The sequence below is a fragment of the Rhizobiaceae bacterium genome (genome assembly GCA_023953845.1).
Lineage (GTDB): Bacteria > Pseudomonadota > Alphaproteobacteria > Rhizobiales > Rhizobiaceae > Arvimicrobium.
In genome coordinates, this window is record JAMLJC010000002.1 from 169,238 (window position 1) to 187,233 (window position 17,996).

The following is a 17,996-nucleotide window of genomic DNA, read 5'->3' on the forward strand; positions in this document are numbered from 1 at the left end:
ATCCCGGGTGGCTAGTGGCGTAGTACGGCTGGCAGCCAGGTGGTGAGGGGCGGGAACAGGATGACGGCAAGCACGACCAGCAGCATTCCGGCGAAGAACGGCAGGAAAGCGCGGGTGAACTCGCCAAGACGGCAGCCGGTGATGGCGCAGACTGTGAAGGTGATCGTGCCGACCGGCGGCGTGATGCCGCCCAGTGTGAAGATCAGAACCAGCAGCAGGCCGAGCTGTTCGGGCGGAATGCCGAGGCCCGCGCCCATCGGGGCAAGCACGGGTATCAGGATGATCATAAGCGACAGCGATTCCAGCACGGTTCCGGCGATCAGCAGCGCAATCGAGAGGATGACCATGAACATCGTCGGGGAAATCGAGGCCGCGTCCAGCAATGCCTTCAACTGGCGCGGGATCTGCTCATAGGAAACGACAAGGCCGAAAGCGCCGGCCGCGGCGATGATGAGCATGATCATGGCCGTGGTGAGCGCCGCCTCGCGGAAGATCAGCGGCAGATCGCGCCAGCGGATTTCGCGATAGACGAACATCGCGACGACGAGCGAATAGACCACCGCCACGGCGGCCAGTTCGGTGGGCGTGAAGACGCCGGCGCGCAGGCCGACGAGCAGCAGGACCGGCATCAGGAGAGCGAAGATCGAAGCCCGAAAGGCTACCCAGACTTCCCCGAGCGTGGCGCGGCCGCGCGACGGAGCATAGCCGTTGCGGATCGACAGGATATGCACGGTGAGCATCATCACGACCAGCATGACGGCCGACACACCGATGCCTGCCATGAAGAGATCGCCGATCGAGACGTCCGCCATCACGCCGTAGATCACCAGGCTGATGGAAGGAGGCAGGAGCGGCGAGAACACGGACGAGGTCGCGGTCAACGCGCTTGCGAACCCGTTCGAATACCCCTTGCGCCGCATGATCGGCACCAGAACCTTGCTGTCGATGGCCGCGTCGGCGCTGGCGGACCCCGACATGCCGCCGATCAGGACGCTGTTCATCACGTTGACCTGCGCGAGCCCGCCGCGCAGATGCCCGACCAGCACGTCGGCGAACCCGATGAGCCGCTCGGCGATGCCGCCGCGAACCATGATTGTGCCCGCGAGCACAAAGAATGGCACCGCCAGAAGCGGGAAGGAAGCGAGCGACGTCACCATGCGCTGCACCACGATGATGTCGAGGCTCGGTGTCACGGTGAAATAGACGATGGACGTTATCAGCAGCGAGAAGGCGATCGGCAGGCCGATGGCGATCAGCGCAATCATCAGCAAAAGCAGGAGGATGATCGTCATAATGCCGAGCCCTTCCCCTGTTCGATGTCGTCCAGTTCCCCCAGGCTCTCCGGCTCGGCGTCGTAGCCTTCCGAGAACGCCCCGCGCAAAGCCGCGACCAGATGCAGCAGCACATGCGCCAGCATCCCCGCCATTCCCACCAGCACGGCGATGGCCAGCACCTGGCGGGACAGGCCCGTCGCCGGCAGCGGAGAGAAGTTGGTGCGGCTGACGAATGTCCACGCACGCAGAACCAGCAGGATCAACGTGCCCGCCATGATCGCGTTCGTAAGCGAGTCGAGCAGCGCCCGGCCGCGCGGTTGCAGGCGCAGACGAAGCGCGTCGACGCTGATATGGCGTCGGCGGCGCATGACGCCGATGGCTGCCAGATAGACAAGCCACACGAAGCATAGTTCGGCGATCTCGGTTGCTCCGAGGATCGAATGCGAAAGCAGGTATCTGGCGAAGACTTCGGCGCTGAGGACCGCGACCATGACAGCCAGCAGGATAGCCGGCAGGTCGTCTTCCACGAAAAGGACTATCCGTTTCATCGAATCTGTCCGGTAGGTTGGCGGCTGCCCGGCACTAGCCGGACAGCCGCGTCCCGTTTATTGGGCGAGAGCGCGGATCTGATCCACGAGATCGGCGGACCAGTCCTTCGAATTGGCATAGAAGTCCTTCGTCGCGGCGCGATAGGCCGCTATGTCGGCCTCGTGCACCTCGACTCCGGCTGCCTTCATCTGCTCGATATGGCCGTTGGTGCGCTCCGTGTGCGTCTTGGCCGCTGTCTCGCCAGACGCCGTGAATTCCTCCACGAGAATCGCCCGTTGTTCCTCGCTGAGGCCCTTGAACGTGTCTTCGCCCATCGCATATCCCAGCCACGGGCGGATATGGCCGGTGCGGGTGAGGTGCTTGCTGACCTCATGCCACTTCGCCGCGAAGATGGCGTTGGGAGAGGATTCCGTGGCGTTGACCACGCCCTGTTCCAGAGCGCCATAGGTCTCGCCATAGGTAAGGCTTGTCGGAATGGCGCCGAGCGGCTCGAAGGTGGCGAGCCACGCGGCGAGAGGGGGCAGCCTAACTTTCATTCCCTTCAGGGCGGCGGGGTCCGCGAAAGACCGGTCGCCGATGATGTCGCGGGGCTCGTCGAACCAGTTCAGCGCGAGGATGCGAAGATTGCCTTTCGCGGCCAGTTCCTCGGTCCAGCTCTTGAACATGTCCGACTTGGCGAATTTCTGCGCCTGCTCCCCGCTGTCGAAGAGGAAGGGGCCAGACAGGATGCCGAGGGTCGGAAAGCCTTTTTCGGCCGCGCCGGAAGCATCGACAAAGACGATGACGTTGCCGCCCGAGACCGCCTGCTCGACCATGTCGGCGTTTGTACCGAGCTCATTCGCCGGAAAAATCTGGATGTCCAGCGCGCCGCTGGTGCGTTCGCGGATGCGATCGGCCGTCGCCGTCAGGACTTCCTGCTCGACGGAGGTCGTCGTGTAGCCATGCGCCAGGCGCAGCAGCACCTTGTCTTGCGCAAAGCTTGCGCCGTTTGCGAGAAGCGACAGCGTGCTCCCTGCGACGAAGGTCATCGCGAGGCGTCGTGTGATATTCAGAACTCCCATTTTCCTTACCTTTCCCATTAGGTACCACATTGTTTTCGTTATGCTTCAGGCTTGCAGCGTCCTCAGCAAGAGGTGCGCCTGCAGCCTGTTTTCCTGCGAGCGGCTTTGGACGACCGCCTTCTCGACAGCGGCGATGCCGCGGTCGCGCAAATGGTCCAGTATCTCGATGGTGAGCTGCGCATCGCCGGCCCCGACGGCGCGCATCAGCCTTTCGTGCTCCTCGAACACCTGTTTGCGGTGATCGGCTTCCGAGGCGAAGACAAGGCGGTAGTAGATCGTCCGCCAGCTGTCGGTCGAATCCCATAAATTGCGCAATATGCGCAGCAGCACCGGCTCCCGGCATGCTTCGAACAAGGTGAAATGAAAGCTGCGCGTACACCGGGCGACGTCGGTCGAGCTTTCCGGAGACATCGCCTTCAGGCCAACATGGACCTTTCGCATCTCCGCCGCGAGATCAAGTCCCAGTTCGCCGGCCATCGAGGTCTGGCGCACTGATTCCGCTTCAAGCAGCTGGCGCAGCCGCTGGATGCTGTGGAGCTGCGTGACGTCGACGCGGGCGACGGTATAGCCGCTGTTGCGTTCATAGGTAACGAGCCCGTCCGCTTCGAGCAGGCGCAGCGCTTCGCGCACCGGAATGCGCGACAGCCCATAGGATTCGGCGATTTGTTCCTGGATCAGCCTCGCGCCCGGCAGGACTTCGCCCGTGAGAATAGAGGCGCGGAGCTGTTCAACTGCAATCTGGGTTGCAGATGCCTTTGCCAAAACCATCCTCCTGTCGCATCCCATGATTGGATACAATAATTACATACAATCGAAGTAGGCAACCGGATTCTTTGCGAGGGTTTGAAATTCCGGCTCAAAAGGCTGTCAGGGACGCAGCCGGTGAAAGTTCATCCGAGCGTGAGGTCGACCGGGCGTCTATGTCGAACTACGGGCGGTATCGGTTGATCGTCCATCTTGCGCAAAACTCATATGCGTCCCGCAATTGTCGGGAGGGCGATCGCCTGCTATCGGCGATGATGGCCTGTGGTGATCGGCCGACAGGTGAGGGCGCCTCGCCAAAGGTCCTTGGCATCAAGCGGCGACCGTTCGCACCGTTCGGTTTTGACGCGGATCAAGGATTGGTCGGTGGGCCGGGGAACAAGTAGGGGTCGACGCCGCGGTCGGCCTGCGGTTCAATCCGGTTCGGCGCGTCATATTGGCATTTGGTCGGGGAGGCGAAGGGAAGCGGATGATCTTGCAAATCATACGGCGGCCGTGGGCAGGGAGATGCTGCATCTGTTTCCCGACAGGCTCGATCGAGACTGCAATTGAGCGCGCGTGACTGCACTCCTGCGACGCGGCGCGCGCCATGAGCGCGCTCGGCTGGTGCCTGCTCGGCCTTGTCACGCTGGTCGTCGGCGCGGAACTGCTGGTCCGGGGCGGGACGCGGCTCGCCGCGCTTGTCGGCGTTCCGCCTATTCTGATCGGCCTCACCATCGTCGCGGTCGGCACCAGCATGCCGGAGATGGCGGTTGGTATAGAGGCGGCGTTGCAAGGCAGCGGCTCGCTGGCCATCGGCAACATCGCCGGCACCAACACGTTCAACATCCTGTTCATCCTCGGTCTAAGCGCATTGCTGATGCCTCTGGCGCTGGAGATGCGAACGCTGCGCTTCGACCTGCCGATGATGACGCTGGCCGCGCTCGCCCTCGTCGTGATGGCATGGGACGGCGTCCTGACGCGGACGGAGGGGGCGATTCTCGTCACGACCGGTCTTGTCTATACCGCCGGCATCATCCTCGCGGCACGGCGGGAGGGGAGAGCGGTCAAGGCCGAGTTCGCCAAGGAGTACGGTGTTGTTCCGGAGCGTCATCCCGGACGCGACATCGTGGCGAGCTCTGCCGCCCTCGTAGCGGGCATTGCGGTGATCGTGGTGGGGGCCGACTGGCTCGTCGACGGCGCTGTCGATCTCGCCCGGATGCTGGGCGTATCGGATGCGTTCATCGGCCTCACCATCGTAGCCATAGGCACCTCCGCGCCGGAACTGGTCACCACGGTGGTTTCGACGCTGCGTCAGGAACGCGACATCGCGGTCGGGAACCTGCTCGGCAGCAGCGTCTATAACATCCTCATCATCCTGGGCGTGACGGCGCTGGTGCCGTCGTCGGGCATTGGCGTGGAGCTGGAACTGATCCGCATCGACATTCCCGTCATGGGCATGGCGGCTCTGGTCTGCGTGCCCATCTTCCTCAGCGGTCGTCGCGTCAGTCGGATGGAAGGCGCGGCATTCGTCGCCGCCTATATGATCTATATGACCTATCTCCTGGTCGCGCGCGGATGAATGCTAGGCGTGGCAGTCCCGGCACCATCGCGGAGGCCGTGAAACTTGATTAGAGACGATTCTCGAACCTTCTCTCCGGAGCCGCACCGCGACACCGCCGACCGCGTGATCGCCGCGCTCGGATCGAATGCGACGACCGGCCTGTCGCAAGCCGAGGCGGCGGCACGGCTCGAGAAATATGGACATAACCGGCTGGACGAGAAGCCGCAGCGGCCGGCCTGGCTGAAGTTCCTCGGACAGTTTACCGACACGCTCGTGCTGCTGCTGATCGCCGCTGCAGTGATCTCCGCCGGGTTGTGGCTGCACGAACGCGACTCCGAACTGCCCTACGAGGCGATCGCGATCCTCTGCATCGTGTTCCTCAACGCGATCATGGGCCATGTTCAGCAGTCGCGCGCGGAAGCTGCGGCCGAGGCCCTGCGCAGCATGGCGGCGCCGAAAGCGACGGTCGTGCGCGACGGCGAAAGGCGCAAGATCCTGTCGGAACTCCTCGTACCGGGCGACGTCATCGTGGTGGAGGAGGGCGATACGGTTCCCGCCGACGCCCGCGTGATCGAGACCTCCGCGCTGCAGGCCGCCGAAGCTCCGCTGACAGGCGAGAGCATTCCCGTATCGAAGGACGCTGGTCCGGTGGACGCGGGAGCGGGAGTCGGCGACCGCACCAACATGCTGTTCAGCGGCACCGCGATTGCACGCGGTCGCGGTGCCGCCGTGGTGACCGCGACCGGCATGGGCACCGAGATGGGCCGCATAGCCGGGATGCTTGCGCAGACGCCCGACGACAGCACGCCGCTCCAGCAGGAGCTCGACCGGGTCGGACGCCTGCTCGGCGGGATCGTCATCGCCATAGCGGTGGCGATGATCGGTGTGATCTTCCTTGTCACGGACATTACCGGCCTTGCCGGGGCGTTCGACGTGCTGATCCTCGGCGTGGCTCTGGCGGTCGCGGCGGTGCCCGAGGGCTTGCCGGCCGTCGTGACGGCGGTGCTCTCCATCGGTGTCCAGCGCATGGCGGCGCGGCACGCGATCGTCCGCCGCCTCGCGGCCGTCGAGACGCTTGGGTCGGCGACCGTCGTCGCCTCCGACAAGACCGGTACGCTCACCAGGAACGAGATGACGGTGCGCCGGATGGTGACGGCCAGCGGTTCGGCGCGTTTCGAGGGCGCGGGATACTCTCCGGAAGGCGGCGTCGAGCCGGATCTGAACGATGCTGCCCATGCCGCGCTGAGAGCGGAGATCGTGCGTGCGCTCGCGGCGGCGGACCGCGCCAACAACGCCGTTCTCCAGAATCGCGAGGGCCGCTGGTCGGTCCATGGCGATCCGACCGAAGGCGCGCTGATCGTGGCGGCTCGCAGGGCCGGTCTGGAGGCGGCGGCCCTCGACGCCAGATTCGCGCGCGTGGCGGAGATCCCGTTCTCGTCGGAACGGAAGCTGATGAGCACGGTGCATACCGACGCCGACCGGGACGAAGGGCTGCGCGCTTTCACGAAAGGAGCGCCGGACGTCCTGCTCGGGCATTGCTCGCACGAACTCGTCGGCGAGGAAACGAGGCCTCTGACAGCGGAACGGCGCAGCGAGATACTGTGGACGAACGACGCTCTCGCCGGACAGGCGATGCGTACGCTGGCCGTCGCCTTCCGCTCGCTGCCGGAAGATGCGGCGGACCACGGCGCCTTCGGCGAGGAGATCGAACATGGCCTCGTCTTCCTCGGCTTGATCGGCATGATCGATCCGCCGCGCGAGGAAGCTCTTCAGGCGGTCGCCAGGGCAAGGCAGGCGGGCATCCGCGCCATCATGATCACCGGCGACCATCCGCGGACGGCCGCCGTGATCGCCGGAGAGCTCGGCATCAGCGAAGACGGCCGCGTGCTCACCGGCGCCGAGCTGGCAGCGATGCCGCAGGACGATCTCGACCGCATGGCCCGGGAGGTGTCGGTCTATGCGCGCGTCGATCCCGCCCACAAGCTCAGGATCGTGGAGGCGCTGCGCCATCAGGGCGAGACCGTCGCCATGACCGGCGACGGGGTCAACGACGCGCCGGCGCTGAAGGCCGCCGACATCGGCATCGCGATGGGCATCACGGGAACCGACGTCTCCAAGGAGGCGGCGGACATCGTGCTGGCGGACGACAATTTCGCCACCATCGTCGCGGCGGTGGAGGAAGGCCGCGCGATCTTCTCCAACATCCGCAAGTTCCTGCGCTACCTGCTGTCGTCGAACATCGGCGAGGTCATGACCATGTTCTTCGGCGTGCTGCTGGCCGACCTGATAGGCCTCGTGGCCGGGGAGGGGGAGAGCCTCGTCCTGCCGCTGCTCGCGACCCAGATCCTCTGGATAAACCTCGTCACCGACGGAGCGCCCGCGCTGGCGCTGGGCGTCGACCCGGCTGACAGCCGCACCATGGAAAAGCCTCCCCGTCCGCGTGGCGAGGGCGTGATCACGCGTCGCATGTGGGCGGGCATCGTCTTCGTCGGCGTGGTGATGGCCGCCGGAACGCTCGCCGTCATCGACGCCTCCCTGCCGGGCGGCCTGATCGAGGGGTCCGGGACGATAGAATATGCCCGGACGATGGGGTTCACGACGTTGACGCTGTTCCAGCTCTACAACGTCTTCAACGCCCGGTCCGACGAACGGAGCGCCTTTTCGGGACTGTTCGCCAATCCGTGGCTTTGGGGAGCGGTCGGCCTGTCGCTCGCCCTGCACGTGGCGGTGGTCCACCTGCCTTTCCTGCAGCAGGCATTCGGCACCGTCAGCCTGAGCGTCATGGACTGGCTGGTCTGCGCGGCGACGGCGAGTTCGGTGCTGTGGCTGCGGGAACTGACCAAGCTTGTCGCGCGCCGACGCTGAGCCTGCGGCGTGCGTTTGCCGCCGTTTCGGCGGCTATGGCTTTTCGACGCGGGCCACCTGATAGGTGTGCTCGGTCCCGCCGGACCTTACCGACACGTATTCGCCGACCACGAAGCGTTCCTCGCCGAACCGGAAGCCCACCTCGTCGTCGCGCTCGCCCTCGGCATAGTCGAAATACCACTGGCCACCGGGCTTGCGCCTGAGACGACCGATGCGATCGGTGCCTCCTGCGCCGAACTGGCGGACGCGGCATGCCGTCTGATGCGATTTCCATTCAGTCGCCAGGAGCCGCCCATCCGGGTCGAGCGGGGCCAGTATGTCATAGCCCATGTCGCGTTCGCCGGCCGGATGGCCCCTTCCGCGAGCCAGAAGCAGCCGGATGCTGCGGAAGCTGGGAGTGAGGTCATTCAGCGTGGTCATTGGACATCCTTTCTGTGCCATCCATCGACCAGCATCGCGGCAGCGGCTTTGACCGGGGTCAAACCGTTTGGCGATTTTGCCGGGTCATGACGCCGGCAACAGGAAAAATGCCCCGCAACCCACGGCGACGGCTACAACATTCGCTGCGGCCAGCGGCGCCCAGAAGCGGACCGGGCCTGCCAGGACGGCTATCGATAGCCGTCCCACGGTGTTGGCGGCGAGGGCGGCGAGCACCGCCTTTCCGGCCATGTCCGACGTGATCACCGGCCCGATCAGACGAAGCGCGCTCAATGTCGCGACATCCACGTCAAACGCGCCCGAAAGCGCCGATGTCGCCAGCAATCCGTCGCTGCCCACGGTCCCGGCCAGTGCCGCGCTTACGGTCGAAACGGCGCCGAAGAGAAAGGCGAAAAGGAGCAGCGGCACCAGTTCGAAGGGATTGCGCGCCGGCGCGTCGGTCGCAGCCTGTGGGTCGGCGCGCAACAGAAACAGTACGCCGAAGGCCGCGAAGCAGGCGGCCGCAGCCAGCGCCACCGGGGCCACCGCAGCAAAGGCTGCCGGGCCGATGAGCAGCACGATGATGCAGGTGCGCAGGATCGAGACCATCGCCGCCAATGCGGCCGCGCCGGCGAGCGGCAAAGGGCTGCCGCCGCCCCTGGCAGTTCTGGCGAGCGCGACCGTCACGGCAGTGGAGGAGACCGCGGCGCCCGCCAGCGCGCTGAGGAGCAGGCCGCGCGTCTGGCCCAGAATGCGGGTGGCGGCATAGCCGAGAAACGAAAGGGCGGCGGTGAGAACGGTGAAAAACCAGATTTCGCGCGGGTTGAGCCCGCCCCAAGGATCGACCGTCCGGTCCGGCAGCACGGGCAGGATCACAGCCGTCATGACGGCCAGCGTCAACGCCGAGCGCAGTTCGATCCAGGTCAGTCGCCGCAGCAGCCCGTGCAGGATTTCCCGGCTCGCCAGAACCGCGGCCAGCAACGCGCCGCCAGCAGCCGCCGCGCGGGTGTCGCCTGCCACCGCGAGCGCGCCCAACGCGAACACGCCGAGACCGGCGATGACGCCCGTGACGCTGAAATCCTCATCGTGGCTCGCCTCGCGCGCCTTGTACCACGCGAACACCACCGCAAATCCAAGGAAGCCTGCGGCGAGCAGAAGCGTCGCACCGGTGGCTTCGGCAAGCGCCGTGATGACGCCGCCCAAAAGGCCGGAGATTCCGTAGGTGCGGATTCCAGCGGTGCGGCTTTTGTCCGGCGCGTCGCGCTCGCGCCAGCCGCGTTCAAGCCCGACCAGCAGGCCGATGGCGAGGGCCAGACCGAAACGCGCGACAAGGGAATCCATAGCGACGACCCAGTTGAGACAGCAAGCGGAGGCAGCCGGTCGCGTCCCGACGCACGATCTGCCCGACGGAGACCGCCCTGAAATGCGCGATCTTCGTGCCGTCGTGAAACAGGACCACGAGCCGCCGTCCGGATCAAGCCAGGTCCCGGCGCCGCGGTTGGTCGCGCGCGGATCGCGTCAGGCGGCGGGCAAGCGAAGTATGTCGGCGACGATCTCCGCCGGGTGACGCGCGGCGTCCACGCGGCGCCAGGCGATCCCGTCCGCCTGCCTCTGGAGCTGCCGGGAGAGGATGTCGACCGTCGCGTCCGACGGTCCGCCCTTGCGTTGGCTGACCCGCTGCCAGAGCACGTCCGGATCGGCCTCCAGCCAGATGCCAAGGAAGGGCAGACCGCGGTCGCCGGCCTCCCTGCCGATCCGCTCGCGGTCCGCAGGCCGGTCGAAGACCGCATCCGCGACGACCGATCCGCCTTCCGACAGGATCAGCCCGGCGCGCCAGGCCATCTCGCGGTAGACCATCGCGGAGACCTCAGGCCGGTATGCCTTGTCCGGCAGGCGGGTTTCCGGCGGCACGCCATGCAGTGCCTTGCGAATGCGGTCGCTCTCCACGATGCGGGCGCCGGGCGGGGCGCCGACATGTGCGGCCAGCGCCTCCGCGACGGTGGTCTTGCCGGAACCGCTCAGGCCGCCGATGGCAATGAGCCGGGCAGGGTGGTCGCGCAGCAGATCCGTCGCCAGCTCGAAATAGGATCGGGCCTCTGCGGCGAGGCTGTCGGTTCCGCTGGCCGCCTCCTCGACTTGGGTGGCGGTGACATGCGCGCGCACGGCCGCGCGGACGGCCATGAAGAAGGGCAGCAGCGCGAACCCGTCCTCATCGTCCGCTTCATCAAGGTAGCGGTTCATGACCAGATTGGCGAATCCCGGGAAGCCGCGATGCCACAGGTCCATGAGCAGGAAGGCGAGGTCATAGAGCACGTCGACCGTCGCGATCCGGTCGTTGAACTCGATGCAATCGAACAGGCACGGCTCGCCGTCCAGCATGCAGATATTGCGCAGATGCAGGTCGCCATGGCAGCGCCGGACTTTTCCTGCCGCCTCGCGGCGATCGAGCAGCGCCGCGTGGCGGGCGAGAGTCGCGCGGAACGAGACGTCGAAGGCTGCAACCTCGTCCTGATCGAAGACGTGGCTGGTGGCGAAACCCGCCCTGTTGATGTCGAGCACGCCCGCCAGATTCGCCCTGCCGCCCCCTGTATGGACCACCGGGGCAAAGCGATGGAAGCGTATGATCATGCGCGCGGTATCGGTCATGAGTTCAGGTGTCAGCGCTCCCGCCAGCGCCATCCGGTCAAGCAGGGCGGACTGGTCGAAACGCTGCATTTCGACCACCGCATCAATCAATTCGCCGTCACCGTCGAGAACCGTGCTCCCGTCCCGTTCCCGCGTGACGCGTCTGACGCCGAGATAGAGGCCCGGCGCGGTGCCGGAATTCAGGTCGACCTCCTTGCGGCAGGTGGCGAGCCGAAGTTCCGGCGTCGAGAAATCGGCATAGGGTAGCTTCACGGCGCGCTTCATCTTGTAAGCTCGGTCGCCCGCCAGAAAAATCCGCGAGATATGTGTCTCGATCGTTTCCACCGGCCCGGCGATATGATGGGTGGCAGGGTCCGCGAGCAGGGTGGTTGCGGCGTGTTGGTCGTCGGCGATCATTCTCAGCACCTGTCGTCCCGTTAGGAGAACCAACGACCGGCATGGCCGCAGGTTGCCGGGTTGCAGTTGCGGGTCAGGTGTCCACAACTGTCGATACTCCGCCGTTCCCCTTATAGGGCGGGGACGTGCGCCAGCCTTGATGAGGATCAAGAGTGTTTCAGCACGCAGCGCGGATGACGTAAGGGGAATTGACGCAGCGCAAGGATCGGCCCTGTGTCGCGGCCTAGCTTGCGGCGCTCAATCAAATTGTTCGCAAATGGAAAGGAGCGGCTTTCATGGCCTTCAAAACGATACTGACGGTCGTCGGGACAGAGGCGAACGACCGCGACATCAAACTCGCGGCGGGGTTGTGCGAGGAAGCCGATGCGCATCTTTCGGTGCTCGTCACGGAACTCGCGGCGGCGCCGCCGATAGGCGGATATGTTGCGGTCATCTCCGACGCGTGGCTGGAGGAGCGGGAGGCCGACGAGAAGCGGCTGAAGGCACGCGCCGGCGCGATCACGGCGCTGCTTGCCGCCGAGGCGATCTCGGCCGACGTCTCCAGCGAATATACCGAAATCACCTGGGCCGACGAAACCGTCGGCCGCCGTGCGCAATATGCGGATCTCACATTCGTCGGACCCGAATTGCTGTCGTCGGAACTGCTGAAGGAAAAGGTGATCGAGGGAGCGCTGTTTTCGTCCGGCAAGCCCCTGCTGATCGTTCCCGGCGGTTTCAAACCCACATTGAAGCCGAAGCGGGTCGTGGTCGCATGGGATTCCCGAATCGAAGCCTCCCGCGCGGTTCGGGAGGCGCTGGATCTGCTGGTGGCGGCGGAGGACGTGCGCCTCGCGCTCGTCGATCCCATTGCCGGGGATCAGGGCGAGGAGCCGGGCGCTGACGCCGCCGCGTATCTGGCCCGGCACGGAGTCAAGGTGACGGTCGACAGATTATCCAGCGAAGGCCGCTCGGTGGCGGATACACTTCGCCGCCACGCCGTGGACTGCTCGGCCGAACTGCTCGTCATGGGCGGGTACGGCCATTCAAGGTTGCGCGAACGCATCTTCGGCGGCGTGACGAAAGCGATGCTGGACGAGCCGCCGCTGCCGATCCTGATGGCGCGCTAGGTCTCGCTGAAGTCATGCAGGAGCCCGGTGTGAGGCTCCTGCCGGCGTCAGGCGTCGCAGCAGGCAGGGACAAGGGACCGGGCTGGCATGCAGTACCGGCGAAGCCGGAGAAAGCGGGTTCGTTTCAAGCAGCCAGATCGTGAAGCGTCTGCCACTTCGCGATCTCGACGCTGCGCAGGCTAGGCAGCCTGATCACGCCCTGCTGCTTGAGCTTCGTGAAGCCGCGAGAGACGGTCTCGATCGTCAGGCCCAGATAATCGCCGATGTCGGCGCGCGACATCGGGAGCTCGATCTGTCTCAATCCGCCCTGACGCTCGGCCATATCCGCCAGAAAAGCGGCGATCCGCTCGATCGCGTTCTGCCGTCCGAGGACCAGAAGATGCTCCTGCGCGCGGACAAGTCCCTTCAACGCCACGGGCAGCAGCGCGCCGGCCATGTCATGGCCGGGAGAGACGCGCAGCGCCTGAAGCCCGGTGGCGCAGATGGCCTCCGCGAAGAAGTGGTGGATGTTGTCCGCTTCGAAGCCGAAGACCTCGCCGGCCAGATGAAAGGCAGAGATCTGGCGACGGCCGTCGGCAAGCAGGCGATAGACCCGGACCGCGCCGAACTCGACCTTGTAGAGGGCACGGCATTTCTCGCCCTGTGCGTAGATTTCCGCTCCGGCCGGGAAGAAGATCGGCGGCTGCGCGTTCGGGACGGCGCGCGCAGGTTGGTCCGAAACCCATGCGCTTTGGGGCGGAAGAGAAATCTCCGAAGTTTCCAGGAAGGCCATGACCGTCTCCGATTCATCTTGACGAGACAGCAATCGCTGAATTCGGGACGATCCGAAATTCGGTCATATCCCTACGGGACAATACGTAGGCGGCGTCATACGCCGCTCGCGACGACCTCGCGAACGGCTTCGATGAGCGGATTTCCGAGGAAGGGTTTTATCAGCACGGTCGTGAACGGCAGGCTCGGCATCGTCCCGATCCTGTCCGACAGGAGGACCACCGGTCTTCCGAAATGGCGGAATTCTTCCTCCACCTCGGGCCATTTCCCGATCGCCGTATCATCCACGACCGCACAGCCCGCTTCCTCCGCCCGCGAGGAGGCGAAGGCTCCCGCCATGCTGCCGTAGGAATCGACGGCGAACCCTTCGGCCTCGAGCGCGAACTCGAGCGAACGCCGGAAGTCCTTGTCGGGTGCAACGACGAGAACAAGTGGGGCTGCGGTCAACGAGGTGTCTCCAGGGCTCTTCCGAATCCGGAGCGAGCAGCCGGTATCGCTACCAGTCCTGGAAAGCGCCGCATTGCGCCAGATCAACCGCGCCCGTTCAGGCGTGTCCGGCGCCCACCGAAAGCGTCATCCGCACGAGTTCAGGCAGGCTCCTGGCCTGCATCTTCGCCATCACGTTCGCGCGGTGGACCTCGACGGTGCGCGGACTGATATTGAGATCGTAGGCGATGGTCTTGTTCGGCAGGCCGGCGACGACCGCGGAAAGCACCTGCCGTTCGCGCTCCGTCAACTGCTCCAGTCGCGTCTGAACGTCGGCCGCATCCTCCGACGCCGCCTGCTTCTCGCCGATCCGTTCCGCGGCGCGCTTGATCGCGTCGATGAGGACTTCGTCCTCGAACGGCTTCTCGATGAAGTCGAGCGCGCCGGCCTTCATCGCCGCGACCGCCATCGGCACGTCGCCGTGGCCGGTGATGACGATCGCAGGCATCATCGCATTGGCGGCGCCGAGTTTCGTCAGCAGTTCGACCCCGCTCATGTCCGGCATCCTGAGATCCGTCACAAGGCAGCCCTTGCTCATGGCGGGCGCGGCGGCAAGGAAGCTCGTGGCCGATTCATGCACGCGCACCGCAAAGCCCGCCATGGTCAGAAGGAACGCCAGCGACTTGCGGACGGGCTCCTCGTCATCGACGATGTGCACGACATAGTCACCGATCTGCATTTATTCTCTTTCCGTCTGATGTTGCTGCGCGGCGTCGATCGCCGGCAGCGAGAACCGGAATGTCGCACCGCCTTCGGCGTTGCGGCTAGCCGACAATTCGCCGCCATGCGCTTCCACGATGCGCCGCGATATGGACAGCCCGATCCCCATGCCGCCGGGCTTGCTGGTCACGAAAGGCTGGAACAGCCGCGCCGCGATCTCGTCGGAGATGCCGGGACCGGTGTCCGACACTTCGATGACTACCGATCCTTCGTCGCCGGACGAGGTGCGTATGACCAGTTCGCGCCGCTCGCTGTCGCGCATGGCTTCCATGGCGTTGCGCATGAGATTGATCAGGACCTGCTGGATCTGCACCCGGTCGACCATGACGGTGGCGACGCCGGGCGAGAAGTCGAAGACCGAGCGCACGCCGCGTTCCCGCGACCCGACAAGCGCCAGCGCGCCGGCCTCCTCGATCAGCTTGCGGATGTCTTCCGGGGCTTTCTCGGTCTCGCCCCGCATGACGAACTCGCGCAGGTGACGGATGATGCCGCCGGCCCGCAGGGACTGTCTGGCGGTTTCTTCGAGCGCTTCCTTCATGCGGACCGCCACCGCGTCATCCATGTTGCGAAGCAGCCGGACGCAGCCCTGGGTATAGTTGGCGATTGCGGCGAGAGGCTGGTTGAGTTCGTGGGCAAGAGTGGACGCCATCTCGCCCAGTTCGTTGAGGCGGGCGAGCCGCGCCAGTTCGCCTTGGATCTCCTGCAAACGGGCAGCGGATTCCTCCCGCTCCGTGAGATCCCGGATGAAACCGGTGAAGAAGGTCTTGCCCGCGGACTTCATCTCGCCCACGGCGAGTTTCATGGGAAAAGTGGAGCCGTCCTTGCGCCGCCCGACCACCACGCGGTCGACGCCGATGATCCGCTTCTCGCCTGTCGCGAGATATCGATGAATGTAGCCGTCATGCTCGTGGTGATACGGTTCGGGCATGAGAATGTTGACGTTCCTGCCGATGACTTCGGCCTCGGCATAGCCGAACTGGCGTATTGCGGCGGCATTGAAGGAGACGATCGCGCCATTGGGCTCGATCACCACCGTGGCGTCGAGAACGGTATCCAGTATGGAGCGCAGATGAGCCTCGCGAGCGTCAAGCGCCTGCTCGGTCTTGTCGCTCGCGCGGCGCGCAAAATGCAGCATCTCGCCCATCCATGCGATGGCCAGTCCGACGACGGCGAAGATCGCAATCTGCATCCAGGCGCCTTCGCCGAACCAGCCGATGTAGAGAGCGCACAGAACGGACAGCGCCACCGCCGCCAGTCCCGGGCCGAACCCGCCGGCGATCGACGCGACGAGGATGGCCGGGACGAACAGGATGAAAACCGCGCCATTTTCGAGAATGTCGTGCAGCGCCAGGCGAACGGCAAAAGCCAGCGCAACCGCCGCGAACGCTATGAGATAGCCGGCATATCCCTCGAAACGGCGGGAAAACGCCATCTGAAGGAAACGGCCCCGCACTCCCACCATATCTCTTGCAGGCATGAGATTCACCAGGCTGAAAAATACATCAGCGAATCAGGCTGACCAAACCCCGGACCCGCCTGAGTCCGCGCAACCTGATCGAAAAAGGTCGAGCGGCGATTTGCAAGAACCACGAAAATATTCTTGATCCGGGTCAAGGCTACAACCGCTGGCCGATGAAAGATAGATTCGAGTTTTCCGGAATCGGCATCCGGCCGGAACATGAGCAGGAAGCGGACAAAGGTCGTGTGATCAATGCCCCGACCATAGCCGGTCACGTCGACGGAGGCGACGATACGAGGCACGTTCGGGAAACAGGGCCTGTAGCGAAGAATAACGGGCGACTGCAATGAAAGCGATGGTGCTGCAGGAGATCGGGAAGCCGTTGGTTCTCGTCGAGCGGGCCGATCCTGTGCCCGGCGCCGGCCAGATACGCCTCAGGATCGAGGCCTGCGCGGTCTGCCGAACGGATCTGCATGTCGTCGACGGCGACTTGCCCGAGCCGAAGCTGCCGCTCGTTCCCGGACATGAGATCGTCGGCGTCATCGATGCGGTCGGTACGGGAATCGATACGGCGAGGATCGGCCGCCGCGTCGGCGTGCCGTGGCTGGGCCACACATGCGGGACATGCCCCTATTGCCGCGCCGACGCCGAGAACCTGTGCGATCGGCCGCAATTCACCGGATACACCCGCGATGGCGGGTTCGCCACGCACGCGATTGCCGATGCTGGCTTTGCCTTCGACCTCGATCCCGATGCCGACCCGGTCGCGCTGGCCCCGCTGCTATGCGCGGGTCTGATAGGGTGGCGGTCGCTGAAGAAGGCAGGCGACGGGACCCGGATCGGCCTCTACGGATTTGGTGCGGCGGCGCATATAATCGCGCAGATCTGCATCTGGCAGGAGCGCGATATCTATGCCTTCACGCGGCCCGGCGATTTCGACGCCCAACGCTTCGCAAGCAGCCTCGGGTCTGTATGGACGGGCGGCTCCGACGAGAGCCCGCCGATGCCTCTGGACGCCGCCATCATCTTCGCGTCCGTCGGCGAACTCGTGCCGGCGGCGCTGCGCGCGGTGCGCAAGGGCGGACGAGTCGTCTGCGGCGGAATCCACATGAGCGACATCCCGTCCATGCCCTATTCGATCCTGTGGGAGGAGCGCGAACTCGTTTCGGTGGCAAACCTCACGCGTCGGGACGCCGAGGAATTTTTCCCGATCGCGACGGCCGCTGGCGTGAGGACGCAAACCAGCAGATATCCGCTCGACAAGGCCAACGAGGCGCTCGAGGATCTTCGCTCCGGCAAACTGAGCGGTGCTGCGGTGCTCGTTCCCTGAGGACCCTGCGACGGCGTTCAGCGGGCGACGGCCCCGAGCGTGTGCATCGCCTCGATCCATTTGCGGCGTTTGGCGTCGCCCGCACCTTCCACCATGCCGAACAGCGTTTCGCGCACGGGGCTTATGCCGACGAAATTCAGGATGTTGCGGCGCATGCCGGCGATGCCGTGGCCGAAATACCAGAGACGATAGAGGAAGGCCGGCATGCCCATCGTCACCACCACGCGTGCCGATCGGCCTTTCAACAGCGTTTTGGTGAAACCGCTCTTGCCGGCTTCCGGATAGGCGAACGCGATCCCCGGCCGCATGACCTGCTCCAGAAAGGCCTTGAGCAGCGCCGGCATGGTGCCGAGCCAAAGCGGAAAGAAGAATGCGATGTGTTCTGCCTCGACGATCCATTCAGCGGCGTCTTTCAGGGCTGCTGGAACTGGGCCGTCCCGGAATTGCTCCGTGGTTCGGAGCAGAGGGAAGTCCAGCGTGGCAAGGTCTATCCGGCGGACATGATGGCCGGCCGCCCGCGCGCCTTCCGCATAGCTGTCGGCGAGCGCGCGGCAGAGACGCTGCGGGCTGCTGTCGGGATGGCCGATGATGACGAGAATGCGGCGCGGCAT

Annotated in this window: 17 protein-coding genes; 4 read left to right on the top strand and 13 right to left on the bottom strand. The window is 65.1% G+C overall.

Translation table 11 applies throughout. The annotated features are described in order from the left end of the window. Positions 1–11 precede the first annotated feature (11 nt). From M9955_22975 to M9955_22990, 4 genes are all read right to left on the bottom strand, one after another. Complete coding sequence (locus M9955_22975; GenBank protein ID MCO5084506.1) at positions 12–1,292, bottom strand: TRAP transporter large permease; 1,281 nt, start codon at positions 1,290–1,292, stop codon at positions 12–14. Beyond that, positions 1,289–1,801 carry a TRAP transporter small permease gene (locus M9955_22980; GenBank protein MCO5084507.1) on the bottom strand — a complete coding sequence of 171 codons (513 nt, stop codon included), beginning with the start codon at positions 1,799–1,801 and terminating at the stop codon, positions 1,289–1,291. The genes M9955_22975 and M9955_22980 overlap by 4 nt, the downstream gene beginning before the upstream one ends. A 78-nt stretch (positions 1,802–1,879) precedes the next feature. Beyond that, positions 1,880–2,884, bottom strand: coding sequence for a TRAP transporter substrate-binding protein DctP (dctP, locus tag M9955_22985; GenBank protein MCO5084508.1), 1,005 nt, complete (start codon positions 2,882–2,884; stop codon positions 1,880–1,882). A gap of 45 nt (positions 2,885–2,929) precedes the next feature. Continuing rightward, positions 2,930–3,646 carry a GntR family transcriptional regulator gene (locus M9955_22990; GenBank protein MCO5084509.1) on the bottom strand — a complete coding sequence of 239 codons (717 nt, stop codon included), beginning with the start codon at positions 3,644–3,646 and terminating at the stop codon, positions 2,930–2,932. 589 nt (positions 3,647–4,235) lie between these two features. Here M9955_22990 and M9955_22995 point away from each other — a divergent pair. Beyond that, positions 4,236–5,207, top strand: a complete 972-nt coding sequence (locus tag M9955_22995) for a calcium/sodium antiporter (protein ID MCO5084510.1) — start codon at positions 4,236–4,238, stop codon at positions 5,205–5,207. Positions 5,208–5,252: 45 nt separating this feature from the next. Beyond that, positions 5,253–8,054, top strand: coding sequence for a cation-translocating P-type ATPase (locus tag M9955_23000; protein MCO5084511.1), 2,802 nt, complete (start codon positions 5,253–5,255; stop codon positions 8,052–8,054). A gap of 33 nt (positions 8,055–8,087) precedes the next feature. Here M9955_23000 and M9955_23005 read toward each other — a convergent pair whose 3' ends face one another. The 3 genes from M9955_23005 to M9955_23015 form a co-directional block, all read right to left on the bottom strand. Further along, a complete protein-coding gene (locus tag M9955_23005; GenBank protein MCO5084512.1) occupies positions 8,088–8,474 on the bottom strand; it encodes a hypothetical protein in 387 nt (128 codons plus the stop codon). A gap of 84 nt (positions 8,475–8,558) precedes the next feature. Next, positions 8,559–9,812, bottom strand: coding sequence for an MgtC/SapB family protein (locus M9955_23010; protein ID MCO5084513.1), 1,254 nt, complete (start codon positions 9,810–9,812; stop codon positions 8,559–8,561). A 177-nt stretch (positions 9,813–9,989) separates the two neighbouring features. After that, on the bottom strand, positions 9,990–11,513 hold the full coding sequence (locus M9955_23015; protein ID MCO5084514.1) for an AAA family ATPase: 1,524 nt from the start codon (positions 11,511–11,513) through the stop codon (positions 9,990–9,992). A 275-nt stretch (positions 11,514–11,788) separates the two neighbouring features. On the opposite strand from M9955_23015, the gene M9955_23020 reads away from it, so the two are divergent. Continuing rightward, on the top strand, positions 11,789–12,619 hold the full coding sequence (locus M9955_23020; protein MCO5084515.1) for a universal stress protein: 831 nt from the start codon (positions 11,789–11,791) through the stop codon (positions 12,617–12,619). Between the two features lie 124 nt (positions 12,620–12,743). On the opposite strand, the gene M9955_23025 is transcribed toward M9955_23020, so the two are convergent. The 5 genes from M9955_23025 to M9955_23045 all read right to left on the bottom strand — a co-directional run bounded on the left by M9955_23025 (position 12,744) and on the right by M9955_23045 (position 16,357). Further along, on the bottom strand, positions 12,744–13,391 hold the full coding sequence (locus M9955_23025; GenBank protein ID MCO5084516.1) for a helix-turn-helix domain-containing protein: 648 nt from the start codon (positions 13,389–13,391) through the stop codon (positions 12,744–12,746). 95 nt (positions 13,392–13,486) lie between these two features. Next, on the bottom strand, positions 13,487–13,837 hold the full coding sequence (locus tag M9955_23030; GenBank protein MCO5084517.1) for a hypothetical protein: 351 nt from the start codon (positions 13,835–13,837) through the stop codon (positions 13,487–13,489). A gap of 97 nt (positions 13,838–13,934) precedes the next feature. Then, positions 13,935–14,555 carry a response regulator FixJ gene (gene fixJ / locus M9955_23035; GenBank protein ID MCO5084518.1) on the bottom strand — a complete coding sequence of 207 codons (621 nt, stop codon included), beginning with the start codon at positions 14,553–14,555 and terminating at the stop codon, positions 13,935–13,937. After that, a complete protein-coding gene (locus M9955_23040) occupies positions 14,556–16,073 on the bottom strand; it encodes a PAS domain S-box protein (GenBank protein ID MCO5084519.1) in 1,518 nt (505 codons plus the stop codon). 5 nt (positions 16,074–16,078) lie between these two features. After that, positions 16,079–16,357 (bottom strand): hypothetical protein, encoded by a 279-nt coding sequence (locus M9955_23045; protein MCO5084520.1) that lies wholly within the window; start codon positions 16,355–16,357, stop codon positions 16,079–16,081. 44 nt (positions 16,358–16,401) lie between these two features. Between M9955_23045 and M9955_23050 the strand changes: the two genes are divergently transcribed. After that, positions 16,402–17,385 carry a zinc-dependent alcohol dehydrogenase family protein gene (locus tag M9955_23050; protein MCO5084521.1) on the top strand — a complete coding sequence of 328 codons (984 nt, stop codon included), beginning with the start codon at positions 16,402–16,404 and terminating at the stop codon, positions 17,383–17,385. Positions 17,386–17,402: 17 nt separating this feature from the next. Here M9955_23050 and M9955_23055 read toward each other — a convergent pair whose 3' ends face one another. After that, positions 17,403–17,996 carry an NAD(P)H-dependent oxidoreductase gene (locus M9955_23055; protein MCO5084522.1) on the bottom strand — a complete coding sequence of 198 codons (594 nt, stop codon included), beginning with the start codon at positions 17,994–17,996 and terminating at the stop codon, positions 17,403–17,405.